Genomic DNA, 17603 nt, shown 5'->3' with positions numbered 1-17603 from the left:
GCAGATGGCGGAGAACTACATCGCGGAGCTCGACTTCGGCGCGCCGAAGATCGACGACGAGGCGTTCGTGGCCCCGACGGCCGTGGTCGTCGGCGCGGTGACCATGGGGCCGCGGGCGAGCATCTGGTACGGCGCGGTCGCCCGGGCCGACCACGAGATCATCGAGATCGGCGAGGGCTCGAACGTCCAGGACGGCTGCATGCTGCACTCCGACCCCGGCTTCCCGCTGGTGATCGGCCGCGGCGTGACCGTCGGCCACGGGGTCATCCTGCACGGCGCGCAGGTGGAGGACGACGTCCTCGTCGGCATGGGCAGCGTGGTCATGAACGGCGCCCGCATCGGCAGCGGCTCGATCGTGGCCGCCGGCGCCGTCGTCACCCCCGGCACGCAGGTGCCGCCCCGGTCGGTGGTCGGCGGCGTCCCGGCGAAGGTGCTCCGCGAGGCCACCGACGACGACCAGCTGCACATCCGCGGCAACGCCGCCAGCTACACCGACCGGCTGGACACCGCCCGCCGCGTGCGCCCGGTCGTCCGCCAGAAGCTGCCGCCCGCGGGCCTGGTGGCCGGCGACGACGGCCCCGGGGACGACAGCCCCTGAGCCGACGCGGGACCCGCTCAGAGCACCTCGGCTCAGAGCACCTTGGAGAGGAACTCCCGGGTGCGCGGCTGCTGCGGATCGGTGAGCACCTGCAGGGGGTCGCCGGCCTCGACGACGACGCCGTCGTCCATGAAGACGAGGGTGTCGCCGACCTCGCGGGCGAAGCCCATCTCGTGGGTGACCACGACCATCGTCATGCCGTCGGCGGCCAGCCCCCGCATGACGTCGAGCACCTCGCCGACCAGCTCGGGGTCGAGCGCCGAGGTCGGCTCGTCGAAGAGCATCAGCGACGGCTCCATGGCCAGGGCCCGGGCGATCGCCACCCGCTGCTGCTGGCCGCCGGAGAGCTGGCTGGGGTAGCTGTGCACCTGCCGGCCGAGGCCCACCCGCTCGAGCAGCTCCGTGCCGCGCTGCCGGGCCGCCTCCCTGGCGACCTTCTTGACCCGCACCGGCGCCTCGACGACGTTCTCCAGCGCGGTCATGTGCGGGAAGAGGTTGAAGCGCTGGAACACCATGCCGATGTCGCGGCGCTGAGCGGCGACCTCGCGGTCGCGCAGCTCGTGCAGCCGGCCGCCGTGCTCGCGGTAGCCGACCAGGTGGCCGTTGACCCACAGCCGGCCGGCGTCGATCTTCTCGAGGTGGTTGATGCAGCGCAGGAAGGTCGACTTGCCCGAGCCCGAGGGCCCGATGATGCACATGACCTCGCTCGGGGCGACCTCCAGGTCGATGCCCTTGAGCACCTCGACGGCGCCGAACGACTTGTGCACCGTCTCGGCCTTCACCATGGGGCTGGTCAATGCGTGCTCCCCACCTCGCGCGCCTGGCGCGCCGCGCGCTGCGCCCGGGTCTCGCGGCCCCCGAAGCCGCGGCTGAACCGCTTCTCCAGGAAGTACTGCCCGACCATCAGCAGGCTGGTCAGCGCCAGGTACCAGAGGATCGAGGCCACGGCCATCGGGATGATCTGGAACGTCCGGCTGCCGATGGCGCGCAGCTGGAAGTTCAGCTCGGTGGTCACCGGCACCGCGATGAGCAGCGAGGTGTCCTTGAGCATCGCGATCGTCTCGTTGCCGGTCGGCGGGATGATCACCCGCATCGCCTGCGGCAGCACGATCCGGCGCATCGTCGTGGCGCGGCTCATCCCCAGGGCGCCGGCCGCCTCGGCCTGGCCCGGGTCCACCGACTGGATGCCGGCCCGGACGATCTCGGCCATGTAGGCGCCCTCCGACAGCGCCAGCCCGAGCAGGCCGGCGGTGAAGCCGGCGAAGATCTCGTTGCCGTCGAGCGACAGGAACCGCCAGTCGGCCTCGAAGCCGAGCAGGTCCATCAGCTGCTGGTCGAAGGGGAAGCCCAGGTCGTAGGACGCGTACAGCGCACCGAGGTTGGCGATGAAGAACAGCAGCACGTAGCGCGGGATCGCGCGGAAGAACCACACGAACACCCACGAGGCCCCCGAGAGCACCGGGTTCGGCGAGAGCCGCATGACGGCCAGCACGATCCCCAGCAGGATGCCGATCACCATGGCCGCGACCGTCATGATCAGCGCCGTCCGCGCCCCGCGGAGGACCGGCGGGCTGAACATGTTGTCGAACATGAAGTCCCACCGGAACACCGGGTTGGTGGCCAGCATGTGGACGAACATCGCGACCAGCACCGCGATGACGGCGGTGGCGACCCACCGGCCGGGATGACGGACCGGCACCGCCTTGATCGGTTCGGGCGGTGCCGGTCGCGTCGTCGTCTGCGACATGGGGTGAGTAGACCTCAGAACGTCAGCCGACGGCCGGGTTGACCTCCGGGTTCTCGATGGCGCCGTCCTCGACGCCCCAGGTGCCGAGGACCTCCTCGTAGGCGCCCTCCTCGATCAGCGCGGCGACGGCGCCGCGGATCGCGTCGGCGAACTGGGTCTGCGCCAGCGGGACGACGTAGCCGTACGGCGCGGCGTCGTAGATGTCGCCGAGCAGCTCGAGCTGGCCGTCGGTCTGCTGCACCGCGTACGCCATGACGGGGGAGTCGGCCAGGCCGGCGGCCACGCGGCCCGACGCGATGGCGGCGGTGGCGTCGCTCTGCGCGTCGAACTGCTCGATGGTGATCGGCTCGTCGCCGTTGGCCTCGCACGCCTCGGACCGGGCGGTCAGGTCGTCGACCTGCACGGTGCCCCGCTGCACGGCGATCGACAGCCCGCAGGCGTTGTCGGGGTCGACGTCGTCGGGGTTGCCTGCGCGCGTGGCCCACTGGGTGCCGGCCTGGTAGTAGCTGATCATGTTCGCCTCGCCGAGGCGCTCGGGGTTGATGGTGAACGAGGAGACGCCCACCTCGTACCGGCCCGAGCCCACGCCGGCGATGATCGAGTCGAAGGCCGCGGTCTCGAACTCCGCCTCCAGCCCCAGCTTCTGCGCGACCAGGGTGAACAGGTCGATGTCGAAGCCGATGATCGTCTCGCCGTCCTCGGCGAGGAACTCGCTCGGGGCGTAGGTGCTGTCGGTGCCCACGGAGATGACGCCGTCCTCGGCGACCTCCGGGGGGACCAGCGCGGCCAGCGCGTCGTCGGCCTCGACGGCGGGCAGCTCCGCGGTCGGCGCGCTGGCGGTGCCGCCGCCCCCGCCGGTGGAGGTGGACTCGGAGGAATCGTCGCCACCGCAGCCGGCGACGGCCAGGACGGTGGCGAGCGCGGCGGCCGCAGCGGCGGGCCGGCGGGACGGGGAGCGGAAGTTCACCGCGGGTTCTCCTTCTGTCGTTCGACGCGACGATCTTCCACCCGACGTGCCCGGATGCGCGCCCAGGGGCCGCGACATTCGCTCAACCGGTGGTCGTCGGGGTGGCCGGCGGGGCCTCCGGGGCGGTGGTCGGGGACGGGTCGGACCCGGTGGTCGGCGTCGTCCCGGTGGTCGTCGCGGGGGCCGTCTCCTCCACCCCGCCCTCCCCGGTCGGCGTCGTCGCGGTGGTGGGCGCGGTCGTCGTCGTCGTCGGGTCCTCCGTGGGCGTCGGCTCGTCCGCCGGCGCCTCGGAGGTCGTCGTCGGCGCCGCGGGCGCGGTGGTCGCGGGCGGGACCGTCGTGGTGACCGTGCCGGTGCCGCCGGTGGTGCTGGTCCCCGTGGCCGGGTCCGGCCGAACCGACAGCCAGAGCGCGAAGACCGCGATCCAGAGCAGGGCCAGCACCACCGTGGAGGTGCGCGCCGGCCCCAGGTGCGACGGCACGTTGCCGAAACGCCAGCGCGAGCGCGGCGGGGCGGTGCTGATCGTCGGCGTGGCCGGCGCCTCGGTGCGAGGCTGCTCCTCCCGCGGCGTGGTCACCGGAGCACCTGCGTCGGCGCCGCACCGTCGACCGAGCCGTCCTCCGCCTGCGGCGGCAGGCTCAGGCCCTGCCGGCGGAAGGCCAGCACGATCCGGGCGCGCAGGTCGCGGCCGACCTCGAACTGCTTGCCGGGCAGCGTGCGCGCGACCACGCGGACGCTGACCTGGTCGAGGTCGAGGCTCTCCACGCCCATGACGCTCGGCGGGTCGAGCAGCAGCTTGGACAGCGCCGGGTCGCGGAACGCTTCCTCGCCCACCTCGCGCAGGATCTCGCTCACCCGGCTGACGTCGCTGGAGGTGGGCACCGGGACGTCGACGACCGCGCGGGCCCAGTCGCGGGAGAGGTTGACGACCTTGACGATCTGCCCGTTGGGGATCGTGACGACCTCGCCGTTCACCGAGCGCATGCGGGTGATCCGCAGCGTGACGTCCTCGACGGTGCCGGTGGCCGCCTCCGCCGCCCCGGTGACGGCGATGGCCACGACGTCGCCGAACCCGTACTGCCGCTCGGTGATGATGAAGAAGCCGGCGAGGACGTCGCCGACGATCCGCTGCGCGCCGAAGCCCAGGCCGACGCCGAGCACGGTGGCGGGCGCGACGAGGCCGGTGATCGGCACCCCGAGGCGGTCGAGCACGAAGAACACCGCGACCGCGTAGATGAGCACGATCGCCGTCCACTGCAGCACCTGCGTGAGCGAGTGCCGGTGCTTGGCGGCCTCGGAGCGGACCAGCGCGTCGCCCCCGGTCGACCGGGCGTCGATCCGGTCGGTCACCCGGCGGCCGACCCACGAGACGAAGCGGGCCAGCAGGACCGAGCCGAGGACGATGAGCACGACCTCGAGCCCGCGGCCGGCCACCCAGTCGCGGACGTCGTCGAGCGGTGCGATCGCGAGAGCGTCCATCGGCTCCCCAGCCTGCCCCGGACCGTGATCACCTCGCCAGCCGGGGTCCCGGCCGGCGTCAGCGCCGCTCGACGAACAGCGACTGCGAGGAGCGGCCGATCCGGCCGCGGGTGTCGTACAGGTCGGCGAAGCACTGCGCCGCACCGGTGCCGCCGAGCGTCGTCCGGGCGTCCATGCCGAGCCACTCGCCGGACGGCGGCCGGTGCAGCGCCACCGAGAGGTCGACGTTGGCGAACGTGTGCTCCCGCCAGTCCAGCTCGGTGGAGATGCCGCTGGCGGCGTCGGTCATCACCAGCAGGTGCTGCAGCGGGGTGATCGGCTCGCCCTCGACCAGGTCGCAGGCCGGGCGGGTCCACGCCGCGGCCGGCCCGGGGCCGTTGAACGTGCCCGAGGCGAAGCGCCAGTCCAGCGCCCGGTGGTAGGCGACGTCGGTGGTGAAGAAGCCCGCCGTCTCGGCGCGGCTGCTCTCCGGTCCGGTGATGGCCGACGGCGCCGCCGACGCCGGTCCGCCCTCGGTCACGCGCATCCGCCAGGCGGACAGCCTCATCAGCGGCCGGTCGCCGGCGTCCAGGGTGGCCTCGACGAGCTCGATCCGCCGGCCGGGCCGGACGACGGAGGAGCGGAGGCGGACCGGTCCCACCGGCACCGGCGCGAAGATGTCGTAGGTGAGCCGGACGGTCTGCCCGCCCGCGATGCCGCCGGCCCGCTCGGCCTCGCGCAGCAGCAGCGCGGCCGGCGGACCGGCGTGCTGCAGCCCCGGGTCCCAGGGGCCGATGGTCAGCGCGGTGGCGGTGAAGCCGTCGCCGGTCGGGACGTACAGGGCGCCGGGCAGGTCCATGCCCGCAGTCTGCCGCGCCGGCTCACCCGCCCGACCTGCGGTTCTCCCACACCGCGAACGCCGTCCAGCCGGCCGCGGCGACGGCGGCGAGGATCCACAGCCAGCGCAGCGACTCGCCGGCGTTGGACAGCGCCAGCAGGACGGCGACCACGGTCACCGCCCCGGCCAGCGGCGCGGTGCGCAGCAGCTGCCCGGCGGTCCCGGGCCCCGGGATCGCGACGAACACCACGGTCGCGGCCACCAGGAGCAGCCCGCAGACGGCGGCGGCCAGCCCGGAGCCGACGCCGAGCTCGTCGGGCAGCGTGAACGCGCCGACGCCGGTGAGCGCCGCCCCGGCGGCCAGCCACAGCAGCAGCCGCCGGCGCCGGCGCGACCACGGCGCCCGGCCGGGCGGTGGCGGTCCCCAGGGCGGAGAGGACATCAGCCGTTCTGCTCGTAGGCCGCCCGCAGCAGGGCGCGCACCTCGTCGTCGACGTCCTCCACCGCGGTGAGGGCGACCCCGTGGGTGGCCGACCCGGGCGCCCGCGCCGGCTGCAGCCGGTCGCCGGCCGGCGGGTCGACGTAGCGCAGGCCGAGGTCCAGCCGGGTGGCCGTGGCCGGCGCGGCGGCGGCGAACTGCCGGCGGCGCACGAACGGCGTGCAGGTGCCGCGCCCCTCCACGACGGCGTCGTCCCCGAGCGACTCCGCGGCGCGGCGGACGGCGTCGAAGACGGGTCGCAGCCCGGCCCTCGCGCCGGTGTACCGGCCGTCCACGTACTGCTCGACGGTCGGCCGCTCCCACCCCGCGGCCCGGGCGGCGGCGTCGGCGATCGCCCACTGGCGGTTCTGCTCGACGCCGTGCACGTCCTTCAGCCACCGGCGGACGGCGTTCTGGTCCAGCGGGTCGATGCCCGAGCCGCCGACGAGCGCCACCCAGTCCTCCAGGCCGCGCCCCGTCCGCCCGGCCTTCGAGTCGGTGACCGCGCGCACCATGTCGTCGGCACCCGGCACGGACCGACGGTAGCCCGACCGGCTCCGGAGCCGCTCGGTTGAGACCCTCAATCCATGATCGAATTCGCGCCGGATCCTTGTAGCCGGTTCCTGACGGTACGTATCGTGACCGGACGGGGACCGGCGATCCGGGGGGAGCGAGCATGGTCCTGTCGCACGAGTGGGACGTCTCCCGCCGGCTGGTCCGCGCGCCCGCCAACCGCCGGCCGTGGTGGGTCTCGCACCCCGTTCCCGACCAGCCGCCGATCGAGCTGGACGCCGAGTCCGGCGGCGCGCTGATCGTCGTCCGGGTCTCCGGCGAGATCGACGCCCTCACCGCGCCGCACCTGGAGGCCTTCGTCGCCGGCCGCTCGCTGGCCGGGTGCGCCGTGCTGGAGCTCGACCTGGCCGGCGTCACCAGCATCGCCTCGGCCGGCCTCTCGGCGCTGCTGGAGCTGCGCCGGTGGTGCCAGCAGCGCGGCATCGAGCTCCGGCTGCGCGGCGCCCAGCGCTCGGTCTGGCGGGTGTTCGAGCTGACCGGCCTGCACCGCGTCTTCCCGGAGGGGGACGGCCCGGCCGGGCCGGGGCCGACGCAGGAGCTCGCCCTGTTCTGACCCGGTAGGGGGCGCAGCGGCCCGTGGGGCCTACCGTGCCCTCGTGCCCACCGCCCGTCCGCCGATCGGCTACGCCCTCACGCTGGCCGCGGCCGCGGTCTTCGCGGTCAACGGCACGGTGTCGACGCTGGCGCTGCAGGCGGGGCTGCGGCCGACCGAGCTGACGGCGCTGCGCTGCACCGGCGCGGCGCTCGGTCTGCTCGTCGGCCTGGCGCTCGTGGCGCCGTCGCGGCTGCGGGTGAGCCCGCGCGAGCTGCCGTTCCTGGCCGTCTTCGGCGTCGTCGGCGTCGCGCTCACGCAGTTCCTCTACTACGTGGCCATCCGCGACCTGCCGGTCGGCATCGCGCTGGTCTTCGAGATGACCGCGCCGGTGCTCATCGCCCTCTACGTCCGCCTGGTGCGCCGCGAGCCGGTGCGCCGCCGGGTCTGGGTGGCGCTGCTGCTGTCGCTGGCCGGCCTGGTGCTGGTCGCCGAGGTCTGGCGGGGCGAGGGCTCGCTCGAGCCGCTCGGCATCGCGGCCGCGCTCGGGGCGGCGGTGTGCCTGGCCACCTACTACCTGATGGGGGAGCGGGGGACCGGCGGGCACGACCCGGTCGCGCTCACCTGCTGGAGCTTCGTGGCCGCCGCGCTGTTCTGGGCGGTCGCCGGGCCCTGGTGGACCTTCGACGCGGCGGTGCTGGCCGAGCGGGTGCCGGTGTCGCTGGGGGACGTCGAGCTGCCGCTGTGGGTGCTGGTCGCGTGGATCGTCGTCCTCGGGGCGATCGTGCCGTTCTGGCTGTCCATCGCCGCGCTGCGCCACCTGTCCCCCACCGCCGCCGGGCTGGTCGCCACCGTCGAGCCGGTGTTCGCGTCGGTGGTGGCGTGGCTGTGGGTGGAGCAGGTGCTCACCGGCTGGCAGGTGCTCGGCGGCGTCGTCGTCCTGGGCGGGATCGTGCTGGCCCAGACGGCGCGGACGGCGCCCCGGGCGGTGCTGCCCGAGACGCCGTCCGCGGTCGGCACGTGACCGGAGTGGCACGGGCGCGGGATCCGCGCCCTGGCACTCCACTCAGCTGACCACCCGGGCTCCGCCAGGTAGCCGGCCAGCTCCTCCATGTAGGCCGCCTGCGCCTGGTAGTCCATCCCGATGTGCTTCCACGGGTAGAGCTGGCCGGCCGGGACGGCGGGCAGCAGCGCGGCGGTCGGCTGGGCCGCCATCTCCTCGGGGGTCATGCTGAACCGCGGCGAGTGGAGGATCACGTCACTCCGATCCTGCCGGGACGCTCTTCCCGGCGTGCGGCGGGTTAGGTTAGCCTCACCTTCTGGACGGACCGAATCCAGCCCGGGGAGTGCGCGGATGAGCGAGGCAGCAGTGGCCACGGCCACCGAGGTGGTCGAGGTGGCCCCGGCGTACCGGTTCTTCCGCACCCGGGTGCTGCGCTCGGTGCGCCTCTCCCCCTCGTTCGTGCGGCTGACGCTCGGCGGGCCGGAGCTGGCCGGCTTCGGCGCGGCCGGCGACGACCAGCGGATCAAGTTCGTCCTGCCGCGGGACGGCCAGCCCTTCGACGAGCTGATGGGCTCGGGCGCGGGCTGGTACGCCGAGTACTGCGCGCTGCCCGACGCCCGCCGCCCGTTCCTGCGCACGTACACCGTCCGCGCGTTCCGGCCGGAGCCGGCCGAGCTGGACGTCGACGTCGTCCTGCACGGGCTCGACGACGGGCACCCCGGCCCGGCCGCGGCGTGGGCGGCCGCGGCCGTCCCCGGTGACGAGCTGGTCGTCCTCGGTCCCGACCGCCCCGGGTCCGGCCGCGCCTGGGCCGCGGAGTGGGCGCCGCCCGCCGGCGCCCGCACCCTCGTGCTGGCCGGCGACGAGACCGCCGTCCCGGCGATCGCCGCGATCCTGGCCGGGCTGCCCGCGGGCCGCCGGGTGGTCGCGCTGCTGGAGGTGCCCACCGCCGGCGACGTGCTCGACCTGGCCGGGGCCTCCGGCGCGGACGTCCGCTGGCTGCCGCGCGGCGACGCCCCGGTGGGCTCGCTGCTGGCCCCCGCGCTCGACGTCGCCCTCGCCGAGCTGGGCATCGCCCACCGGGCCGACGCCGAGGCCGACCTGCCCGACGTCGACGAGGCGACGCTGTGGGAGGTGCCCGACGCCGACCCGGCGTCCACCTGCTACGCGTGGCTGGCCGGCGAGGCGGGGGTGGTGAAGCGGATGCGGCGGCGGCTGGTGTCCGAGCTGGGCGTGCCGCGGGGCTCGGTGGCCTTCATGGGCTACTGGCGGCTGGGCGCGGCCGCGCTGGGCTGAGCGGCCTCAGCGCAGCCGGCGGACCGGCACCACCATCGGCGTCCCGGTCACCGGGTCGGGCACCACCCGCGCCTCGAGGTCGAACACGTCGGCCAGCAGGCGCTCGGTGAGCACCTCCGCCGGGGTCCCGGACGCGACGAGGCGACCGTCCTTCATGGCGACCAGCCGGCCGGCGTAGCGCGCCGCCAGGTTCAGGTCGTGCAGGACCACGACCACCGTGCGCCCCCGCTCGGCGTGCAGCCGGGCGACGAGCTCCAGGACGTCGATCTGGTGCGACAGGTCCAGGTACGTCGTCGGCTCGTCGAGCAGCAGCAGGTCGGTGCCCTGGGCCAGCGCCATCGAGATCCAGGCCCGCTGCCGCTGCCCGCCGGAGAGCGCGTCGACCGGGCGGTCGGCGAGGTCGGCCATGTCGGTCCAGGCGAGCGCCTCGCTGACCGCCGACTCGTCGTCGCGCGACCACTGCCGCAGCCAGCTCTGGTGCGGGTAGCGGCCGCGGGCCACCAGGTCGGCCACGGTGAGCCCCTCGGGGGCGGTGGGGCTCTGCGGCAGCAGGCCGAGCACCTTGGCCACCTCGCGGGTGGGCTGCTCGAAGATCGACCGGCCGTCGAGCAGCGTCCGGCCGGCCGCCGGGCGCATCAGCCGGCCCAGCGCGCGCAGCAGCGTGGACTTGCCGCAGCCGTTGGGCCCGACGATCGCCGTGAACGACCCCTCGGTCAGCTCGAGGTCCAGCCCGTCGACGACGACCTTGGCGTCGTAGGCCAGCCGCAGGCCCTCGGCGGCCAGCCGGACGCGGCCGGCCGCGGCCGTGCCGGTGGAGGAGGAGGGGAGGGTCGTCGTCACAGCGTGGTTCGCCGCCTTCCGCGGACCAGGAGCCAGAGCAGGTACGGAGCGCCGATCGCGGCGGTGAGGATGCCGACGGGCAGCGCCGTCGGCAGCACGGTGCGGGCGATCAGGTCGGCGCCGACGACGAGGACGGCGCCGAGCAGCCCGGAGGCCAGCAGCGGGGGCCGCGGGCCGCCGGTGAGCCGGACGGCGATCTGCGGCACGACGAGGGCGACGAACGCGATCGGCCCGGCGGCGGCCACCGCGGCGGCGGTCAGCCCGATCGCCACCAGCACGACCGCGGCCTGCGCCCCGGTCACCCGCACGCCGAGCCCGCGGGCTGCGTCGTCGCCGAACTGGAGGACGCCGAGCGCCCGGCTCGTCATGAGCGCCAGCGGCACGAGCACCGCCAGGCTCACGGCCAGGGCGGCCGCCTGCTCCCAGGTGCGCGCGTTGAGCGACCCGGTGAGCCACACGTAGGCGGCCGCGGCGTCCCAGATCTCGGCCTCGGTGAGCAGCCAGTCGATCAGCGCCCCGAACGCCGCCCACAGCGCGATGCCGACCAGCACCAGGCGGTAGCCGTTGATGCCCGCCCGCCAGGCGAGCGCGAACAGCAGCGCGCCGGCGACGAAGGCGCCGACCAGCGCGGCGACGGGGACGCCCACCGCGCCGAGGACCGACCCGGCCGTGGAGGCGCCGCCGCCGATCACGATCGCGGCGACCGCGCCCAGCGAGGCGCCGTGCGTGATGCCGAGGACGTCGGGGGAGGCCAGCGCGTTGCGGGAGAACGTCTGGAACAGGGCGCCGGACATGCCGAGGGCCAGCCCGACCAGCACGCCCACGACGATCCGCGGCGCGCGCAGCTCGACGACGATGAACCGCTGGCCGTCGTCGCCGAGGCCGACCAGGGTGCGCAGCACGTCGGTCACCGGGACCGGGTAGTCGCCGCGGCCCAGGCTCAGCGCCGCCAGCAGGACCAGCAGCGCCAGGGTGACCAGCGGGACGGCGACCGCCCGCCAGCGGACGACGGCCGACACGGGGCCGACCCGCACCACGCCCGGCGGGCGCACGCGCCGCGCGGGGCGCTCCAGCAGCCCGGTCACACCGAGACCATCTTCCGGCGGCGGATGAGGGCGATGAAGAAGGGCGCGCCCACCAGCGCGAGCACGATGCCCACCTGCAGCTCGGCGGGGCGGACCACCACCCGGCCGAGGACGTCGGCCAGCACCAGCAGCACGGCCCCGAGCAACCCGGAGCAGGGCACCAGCCACCGGTGGTCGGGGCCGGTGAAGGCGCGGGTGACGTGCGGGGTGATCAGCCCGACGAACGCGATCGGCCCGCAGGCCGCCGTCGCCGCGCCGCAGAGCAGGGTGACCGCCAGCAGCCCGACGGCGCGGGCCAGCCAGATGCGCTGCCCCAGCCCGCGGGCGACGTCCTCGCCCAGGCCCAGCAGGTTGAGGGCGGGCGCGTTCGCCACGGCGAGCACCAGCCCGGCCAGCAGGAACGGGGCCACCTGCCAGGCGATGTCGGCGCCGCGGCCGGCCAGCGCGCCGACCACCCAGAACCGGTAGCTGTCCAGCGTCTGCTCGTCGCTGACCAGGACCGCGCGGATGAGCGCGAACAGCAGCGCCGACAGCGCCGCCCCGGCCAGCGCCAGGGTGACCGGCGTCAGGCCGCCGCGGCCGACGGAGCCGATCGCGAAGACCAGCACCGTGCCCAGGAGGGCGCCGGCGAAGGCGAACCAGACGTAGCCGGCCGGCGTGCGGATGCCGACCAGGAAGATGGCCAGGACCACGGCGAGGGAGGCCCCGGCGGTGATGCCGAGCAGGCCCGGGTCGCCGAGCGGGTTGCGGGTGTGCCCCTGCATGAGCGCGCCGGCCATGCCCAGCGCCGCGCCCACCATGAGGCCCAGCAGCGTGCGGGGCAGCCGCAGCTCGCGGACGATGACCGCCTCCTCGCCGCCCCAGGACGAGTCGGTGAGCGCCCGCCAGACCTCGGGCAGCCCGATCGCGCGCGTGCCGACGGCGATGCTGAGCAGTCCCGCGACCACCACGAGGGCGGCGAGGACCAGCAGCAGGCCCAGCCGCCGCGACGTGCCGGCCCGCGGCGCCGTGCCGGGCCCGGGCGGCGCCGTCCGCTCGGCGGAGCCGGGGAGGGCCTCGGCGGTCACGAGCGGCTCCGGGGGGCGAGGGCAGGGATTGGCAAGGCTTACCTTACTTGCCTGACCGGCGCCGTGGCAGCCCGGCCGTCCCGCTGCGGATCGGACCGTACGGGGGCCGCCGCGGCTACGATCACGGCAGTAGAACCCGTCGCCGACGACGGGTTGAGTCGGAAGGTGGTGCACGGTGTCGGTCCGGACCGGGGTGGTGCTGGACGACGTCTCGCGGGCCATCATCGAGCAGCTGCAGGAGGACGGCCGCCGTCCCTACGCGCGGATCGCCGCCGCGGTCGGGCTGTCCGAGGCCGCCGTCCGCCAGCGGGTGCAGCGGCTGCTGGACGCGGGGATCGTGCAGATCGTCGGCGTGACCGACCCGATGCAGGTGGGCTTCGCCCGGCAGGCGATGGTCGGCGTGCGCACCCGCGGGGACACCCGCAAGGTCGCCGACGCGCTGGCCGCCTTCGACGAGGTCGACTACGTCGTCGTCACGGCCGGCTCGTTCGACGTGCTGGTGGAGGTCGTCTGCGAGGACGACGACCGGCTGCTCGACACGGTGAGCCGCATCCGCGACGTCGAGGGCGTGGAGTCCACCGAGACGTTCGTCTACCTGGGGCTGCGCAAGCAGACCTACGCGTGGGGCACCCGCCGCCCCGAGGAGCCGGTCGCCGCCGACGCCGCCCTCTGACCCCGCCGCCCGCCGACGACAACCGGGCTTTCTGCACCGGAAGCCCGGCACCTCCCCGGGCTCTCGGTACCCAGTGCCCGGGACGGGCCTCACGGGCGACCGGGGCCGAGGCGCCGGCGGGCGGCCTCCTCCGACGGGCTGCGCGGGCCCAGCACCACCTGCAGCCCGCGCAGCTGCGCCCGCGTGACGGCGAGCTGCCCGCGCTCGGGCAACCCCCGGGCGGCCCGGCCGGGGACCCCCGCGAACGGCGCCACCGACGGCGACACCAGCAGCCCGGCCGCGGCCGAGAGGCCGGCGTAGAAGACCCGCTCGGCCGCGCCCAGCCCCGGCGGCCCGGCGAGGAAGGCCCGCAGGTCGCCCGGCACGGGCTCGAGCGAGGGGACGCAGGCGGCCAGGGCCTCGGCCAGCTCGGCGGCCGACCGCGGGAGGTCGGTGGCGCCGAGCGCCTCGGCGCTGCGCGCCCAGTCGGCGACGTAGGCGTCCGGCCACCGGCGCCCGAACCGGCCCATGTCGCGACCGACGGCGGCCTGCGCGGCGAGGAAGGCGTCGGTGAAGGCCAGGTGCACCCAGCGCAGCAGCGCGGGGTCGCCCGCCGAGTAGGGCCGGCCGCGCTCGTCGGCGCCGGCCACCCGGCGGTGCATCGCCCGCACCCGCGCCGCCTCGCGCTCGGCGAGCTCGGCCGAGCCGAACGTCGTCACCACCAGCCAGCGCGCGGTGCCGGCCAACCGGCGCCACGGGTCGTCGCGGTAGGCGGAGTGCCGCTCCACGCCGGCCAGCGCCAGCGGGTGCGCGGCCTGGCCGAGCAGCGCGGTCACCCCGCCGACCAGCGTGGAGAGGTCGCCGTGCACCCGCCAGACCACGCCGTCGGGCTCGAACCAGCCCGGCCCCTCACCGACCCGGTCGATGTCGCGCACCCACGCCGGGACGCCGGTGGGGTCGCCGGAGACGCGGGCTCGGAAGGTGGTGCGGGCGCCGTCGAGCAGCGGCGCGGCCAGGGCGGGGAGGAGGCGCACCCCGCCCAGCCTGCGCTCAGCTCTCGATGCCCGCCATGACGTCAGCTCTCGATGTTCGCCATGACGTGCTTGATCCGGGTGTAGTCCTCGAACCCGTACATCGACAGGTCCTTGCCGTAGCCGGAGTGCTTGAAGCCGCCGTGCGGCATCTCGGCGACCAGCGGGATGTGGGTGTTGATCCACACGCAGCCGAAGTCCAGCCGCTTGCTCATCCGCATGGCGCGGCCGAAGTCCTTGGTCCACACGCTGGAGGCCAGGCCGTACTCCACGCCGTTGGCCCAGCGGACCGCCTCGTCCTCGTCGGTGAAGCGCTGCACGGTGATCACCGGGCCGAAGATCTCCCGCTGCACCATCTCGTCGTCCTGGCGCAGGCCGGCGACGACGGTGGGCTCGACGAAGAAGCCGCGGTCGCCCTGGCGGTGGCCGCCGGCGGTGATCTCGGCGTGGTCGGGCGCCCGATCGAGGAAGCCGGTGACGTGGGCCAGCTGGTTGGCGTTGTTCACCGGCGGCACGAGCGCGTCCTCGTCGGCGGCGCCCTTCTCGAAGGTGGTGGCGGTGTTCTTCGCCTGCTCCGAGAGCGCGGCGACGAAGTCGTCGTGGATGCCGGGCGCGGCCAGCACCCGGGTGGCCGCGGTGCAGTCCTGGCCGGCGTTGAAGTAACCGGCGATGGCGATGTTCTCGGCGGCGGCCTCGAGGTCGGCGTCGTCGAAGACGACGACCGGCGCCTTGCCGCCGAGCTCGAGGTGCACCCGCTTGAGGTCGTGCGAGGCGGCCTCGGCCACCTGCATGCCGGCGCGCACCGAGCCGGTGATGGCCACCAGCTGCGGGATCTTGTGCGAGACCAGCGCGCGGCCGGTGTCGCGGTCACCGCAGATCACGTTGAGCACCCCGGCCGGGAACGCCTCGGCGGCCAGCTCGGCCAGCCGGATGGTGGTGGCCGGCGTGGTGTCGGACGGCTTGAGGACGACGGCGTTGCCCGCGGCCAGGGCCGGGCCGATCTTCCAGACCGCCATCATCATCGGGTAGTTCCACGGCGTGACCTGGCCGACGACGCCGATCGGCTCCCGCCGGATCCACGACGTGTGGCCCTTCAGGTACTCGGCCGCGGCCTTGCCCTCGAGCGCTCGCGCCGCCCCGGCGAAGAACCGGAGCTGGTCGACCATCGGCGGGATCTCCTCGCTGGCCGTCAGCGCGATGGGCTTGCCGGTGTTGCGGCTCTCCAGCGCCACCAGCTCGTCGGCGTGCTCCTCGACCAGGTCGGCCAGCTTGAGCAGCGCCTTCTGCCGCTCCGACGGCGTCGCGTCCCGCCACGTCTCGAACGCGTCGGCGGCGACCCGGTACGCGCGGTCGACGTCCTCGTCCGTCGACACCGGGGCGGTCGCGAAGACCTCACCGGTGGCCGGGTCGACGAGGTCGGACCGGCGCCCGTCCGCGGCGTCGACGTGCTCGCCGCCGACGAAGTTGCGCAGCTCCAGCTTGTCGCTCACGACCGTCCTCCATGCTCTCGGTGGGTACTCGGCACTCCACCGGTGAATGCCTGCCCTGTCAACGGAACCCGTGGCCCAACGCTACCGATCACGCGGAAACCGTCGTACCGCCGCCGTCGTCGATCTCGGCCAGCAGCTCCGAGCCGGTCACCACCCGGGTGGCGAAGTGCCGGTGCATCCACTCGAGGTGGTCGTGCCGGCTGCGCATGATCCGCAGGGTGTCCCAGTTGGGGAACACCTGCTGCAGCACGTGCACCTGCATCAGCCGCGGGTCCACCTCGTAGACGTGCTCGAACGTCGTCTGGGCCACCTCGCTGACCCGCAGCGGCGCCGGCGGGGTGTGCTGCTCGGCGAAGCGGTAGGGGGCCGTGGCGGCCGGACCGGTGGGCTGGTCATCGGTTCTCATCGGTCACGTCCCTCCCGTACGCCCGGTCGAGCAGGTACTTGCCCGGGTTCATGATGTTGTTCGGGTCCAGGGCTCGCTTGACCTCGAGCATCACGTCGAAGCCCTTGCCCAGCTCCTGCGGCAGCAGGTCGACCTCACCCTCCCGGCACGAGCCGTGGCAGGCGCTCATCGAGCCCCCGTGGGCGATGGCCACCGCGGCGATGTCCCGCTTGGCCTGCACCCACGCGGCCCAGGCGGCGTCGTCGAGCCGCTGCTCCCAGATGCCCACGTCGATCTCGGTGAGGTAGTCGACCCCGGTGTTGGCCGAGGTGTAGGCGAACATGCCCCAGTCGTCGAAGACGTCGGTCTTGCGCCGCAGGTCCGCGACGATCTCGTGCCAGGCCTTCGTCACGGCCGGCAGGTTCGAGTAGTTGACCGCGGCGTCCTCGCAGTGCCAGGACATCGGGATGACCTGGCCGTCCTTGGTGCGCCCGTGCAGGGGGGTGGCGTACCGGTCGTGCCGGGCGGCCCAGTCGCCCTCGGAGATCTCGTCGCCCAGGTAGCGCGCGCGGTGCTCCTTGGCGATGCGGAACAGCCGCCTGCCGCCGGCGCGCACCTCGTCCTCGTAGCCGTACATCACCGCGCACACCAGCGCCCGGACGTCGGTCGGCTGGGGGATGTACGCCTCGTCGTCCCGCCGCAGGTAGGCGACCTTGTGCTCGTCGAACAGGACCGCGCCGGCGAAGGTGGCCACCCCCGCCCGGGCGAGGGCGCCGACGCAGGCGTAGGCGTCGTCGTAGTTGTCGAACGCCCAGAACGGCGACAGCTCGGCCTCCGGCTTCGGGAACAGCTTCAGCGTCGCCCTGGTGGCGATGCCGAGCGTGCCCTGGTGGCCCATGAACAGGTGCTTGAGCTGGTAGCCGCTGGAGCTCTTGCTGATCTTCTGCCCGATGCCGTCGCCCACGTGCAGCACCTCGCCGGTGGGCAGCACGTGGTCGAAGCTGAGCACCAGGTCGCGGGTGTGCCCGTAGCGGGCGCCGATGAGCGACCAGCCGCTGGTGCCGATCCGCCCGCCGACCAGCGAGCAGGGGTAGGACGCCGGGTCGTCCGGGTAGAACAGCCCGTGCCGGGCCAGCCGCTCGTTGAGCTTGAGCATGTTGATGCCGGTGCCCACGGTGACCGTGCGGTTGACCAGGTCGAGCTCGTGGATCTGGTTCATCTTCTTGACGTCGACGACGATGCCGCGGCGCATGGGGACGGCGCCGTCGGTGAGGCCGGTGCCGCCGTCGCGGGGGACCACCGGGATGCGCAGGTCGTTGGCGATCTTCACGACCGCCGCCACCTGCTCGGTGGAGGTGGGCATGACCACCACGTCGGGCACCCGCTCCGACCAGCGGTGCACCGGGAACGGCGCGGGCACGCGGGCGCGGTTGTAGCGGTCGGTCTTGGCCAGCAGGATCTGGTCGTCGCCCAGCACCGGCCGCAGCGCCGTCACCAGGGTGGTCAGCGCGGCGTCGTCGAGGGGCTCCCGGGTGAAGGGCGCCGGTTCGGTGATCGTCATGG

20 protein-coding genes are annotated in these 17603 nt (G+C 74.6%); 5 read left to right on the top strand and 15 right to left on the bottom strand.

Features of this window, described 5'->3' with window-relative positions:
- Positions 1 to 4 precede the first annotated feature (4 nt).
- Positions 5 to 598, top strand: a complete 594-nt coding sequence (locus ACI78S_RS03915; RefSeq protein ID WP_456970899.1) for a gamma carbonic anhydrase family protein — start codon at positions 5 to 7, stop codon at positions 596 to 598.
- A 32-nt stretch (positions 599 to 630) separates the two neighbouring features.
- On the opposite strand, the gene ACI78S_RS03910 is transcribed toward ACI78S_RS03915, so the two are convergent.
- The 8 genes from ACI78S_RS03910 to ACI78S_RS03875 form a co-directional block, all read right to left on the bottom strand.
- Positions 631 to 1395, bottom strand: a complete 765-nt coding sequence (locus ACI78S_RS03910; protein WP_456970897.1) for an amino acid ABC transporter ATP-binding protein — start codon at positions 1393 to 1395, stop codon at positions 631 to 633.
- Positions 1392 to 2345, bottom strand: a complete 954-nt coding sequence (locus ACI78S_RS03905; protein ID WP_456970896.1) for an amino acid ABC transporter permease — start codon at positions 2343 to 2345, stop codon at positions 1392 to 1394. The genes ACI78S_RS03910 and ACI78S_RS03905 overlap by 4 nt, the downstream gene beginning before the upstream one ends.
- Before the next feature lie 22 nt (positions 2346 to 2367).
- Positions 2368 to 3312 (bottom strand): ABC transporter substrate-binding protein, encoded by a 945-nt coding sequence (locus tag ACI78S_RS03900; RefSeq protein WP_456970895.1) that lies wholly within the window; start codon positions 3310 to 3312, stop codon positions 2368 to 2370.
- 82 nt (positions 3313 to 3394) lie between these two features.
- Complete coding sequence (locus ACI78S_RS03895; RefSeq protein ID WP_456970894.1) at positions 3395 to 3889, bottom strand: hypothetical protein; 495 nt, start codon at positions 3887 to 3889, stop codon at positions 3395 to 3397.
- Positions 3886 to 4791 (bottom strand): mechanosensitive ion channel family protein, encoded by a 906-nt coding sequence (locus ACI78S_RS03890; RefSeq protein WP_456970893.1) that lies wholly within the window; start codon positions 4789 to 4791, stop codon positions 3886 to 3888. Before ACI78S_RS03890 ends, ACI78S_RS03895 begins: the two co-directional genes overlap by 4 nt.
- Positions 4792 to 4849: 58 nt before the next feature.
- A complete protein-coding gene (locus ACI78S_RS03885) occupies positions 4850 to 5629 on the bottom strand; it encodes a thioesterase family protein (protein ID WP_456970892.1) in 780 nt (259 codons plus the stop codon).
- A gap of 22 nt (positions 5630 to 5651) precedes the next feature.
- Positions 5652 to 6050, bottom strand: a complete 399-nt coding sequence (locus ACI78S_RS03880; protein ID WP_456970891.1) for a hypothetical protein — start codon at positions 6048 to 6050, stop codon at positions 5652 to 5654.
- Entirely contained in the window at positions 6050 to 6619 is a 570-nt protein-coding gene (locus ACI78S_RS03875; protein WP_456970890.1) for a DUF5655 domain-containing protein, read from the bottom strand. The genes ACI78S_RS03880 and ACI78S_RS03875 overlap by 1 nt, the downstream gene beginning before the upstream one ends.
- A gap of 143 nt (positions 6620 to 6762) precedes the next feature.
- Between ACI78S_RS03875 and ACI78S_RS03870 the strand changes: the two genes are divergently transcribed.
- The 3 genes from ACI78S_RS03870 (at position 6763) to ACI78S_RS03860 (ending at position 9490) form a co-directional block, all read left to right on the top strand.
- Entirely contained in the window at positions 6763 to 7212 is a 450-nt protein-coding gene (locus ACI78S_RS03870; protein WP_456970889.1) for an anti-sigma factor antagonist, read from the top strand.
- Between the two features lie 43 nt (positions 7213 to 7255).
- A complete protein-coding gene (locus tag ACI78S_RS03865) occupies positions 7256 to 8215 on the top strand; it encodes an EamA family transporter (protein ID WP_456970888.1) in 960 nt (319 codons plus the stop codon).
- A 330-nt stretch (positions 8216 to 8545) separates the two neighbouring features.
- A complete protein-coding gene (locus ACI78S_RS03860) occupies positions 8546 to 9490 on the top strand; it encodes a siderophore-interacting protein (protein ID WP_456970886.1) in 945 nt (314 codons plus the stop codon).
- Positions 9491 to 9496: 6 nt separating this feature from the next.
- Here ACI78S_RS03860 and ACI78S_RS03855 read toward each other — a convergent pair whose 3' ends face one another.
- Genes ACI78S_RS03855 through ACI78S_RS03845 form a run of 3 tightly spaced genes read right to left on the bottom strand, consistent with a single transcriptional unit; the run spans position 9497 to position 12482 of the window.
- On the bottom strand, positions 9497 to 10330 hold the full coding sequence (locus ACI78S_RS03855; RefSeq protein ID WP_456970885.1) for an ABC transporter ATP-binding protein: 834 nt from the start codon (positions 10328 to 10330) through the stop codon (positions 9497 to 9499).
- Entirely contained in the window at positions 10327 to 11415 is a 1089-nt protein-coding gene (locus tag ACI78S_RS03850) for a FecCD family ABC transporter permease (protein WP_456970884.1), read from the bottom strand. Before ACI78S_RS03850 ends, ACI78S_RS03855 begins: the two co-directional genes overlap by 4 nt.
- The gene (locus ACI78S_RS03845; RefSeq protein ID WP_456970883.1) at positions 11412 to 12482 is read right to left on the bottom strand and encodes a FecCD family ABC transporter permease; all 1071 of its coding nucleotides are present in this window, start codon (positions 12480 to 12482) and stop codon (positions 11412 to 11414) included. Before ACI78S_RS03845 ends, ACI78S_RS03850 begins: the two co-directional genes overlap by 4 nt.
- A 175-nt stretch (positions 12483 to 12657) precedes the next feature.
- On the opposite strand from ACI78S_RS03845, the gene ACI78S_RS03840 reads away from it, so the two are divergent.
- Entirely contained in the window at positions 12658 to 13155 is a 498-nt protein-coding gene (locus tag ACI78S_RS03840; RefSeq protein ID WP_456970882.1) for an Lrp/AsnC family transcriptional regulator, read from the top strand.
- Positions 13156 to 13244: 89 nt separating this feature from the next.
- Here the strand turns inward: ACI78S_RS03840 and ACI78S_RS03835 are convergent, their stop codons facing one another.
- The 4 genes from ACI78S_RS03835 to ACI78S_RS03820 all read right to left on the bottom strand — a co-directional run bounded on the left by ACI78S_RS03835 (position 13245) and on the right by ACI78S_RS03820 (position 17601).
- Complete coding sequence (locus ACI78S_RS03835; RefSeq protein WP_456970881.1) at positions 13245 to 14168, bottom strand: oxygenase MpaB family protein; 924 nt, start codon at positions 14166 to 14168, stop codon at positions 13245 to 13247.
- 41 nt (positions 14169 to 14209) lie between these two features.
- Positions 14210 to 15655 (bottom strand): gamma-aminobutyraldehyde dehydrogenase, encoded by a 1446-nt coding sequence (locus ACI78S_RS03830; protein ID WP_456970880.1) that lies wholly within the window; start codon positions 15653 to 15655, stop codon positions 14210 to 14212.
- A gap of 88 nt (positions 15656 to 15743) precedes the next feature.
- Positions 15744 to 16061 carry a hypothetical protein gene (locus tag ACI78S_RS03825; RefSeq protein ID WP_456970879.1) on the bottom strand — a complete coding sequence of 106 codons (318 nt, stop codon included), beginning with the start codon at positions 16059 to 16061 and terminating at the stop codon, positions 15744 to 15746.
- Entirely contained in the window at positions 16048 to 17601 is a 1554-nt protein-coding gene (locus ACI78S_RS03820) for an FAD-binding oxidoreductase (RefSeq protein WP_456970878.1), read from the bottom strand. Before ACI78S_RS03820 ends, ACI78S_RS03825 begins: the two co-directional genes overlap by 14 nt.
- Positions 17602 to 17603 lie beyond the last annotated feature (2 nt).

Source organism: Geodermatophilus sp. SYSU D00815 (assembly GCF_054050035.1).
Note: the sequence above shows the minus strand (reverse complement) of the source record. Positions and strands in the feature narration are given on the sequence as shown.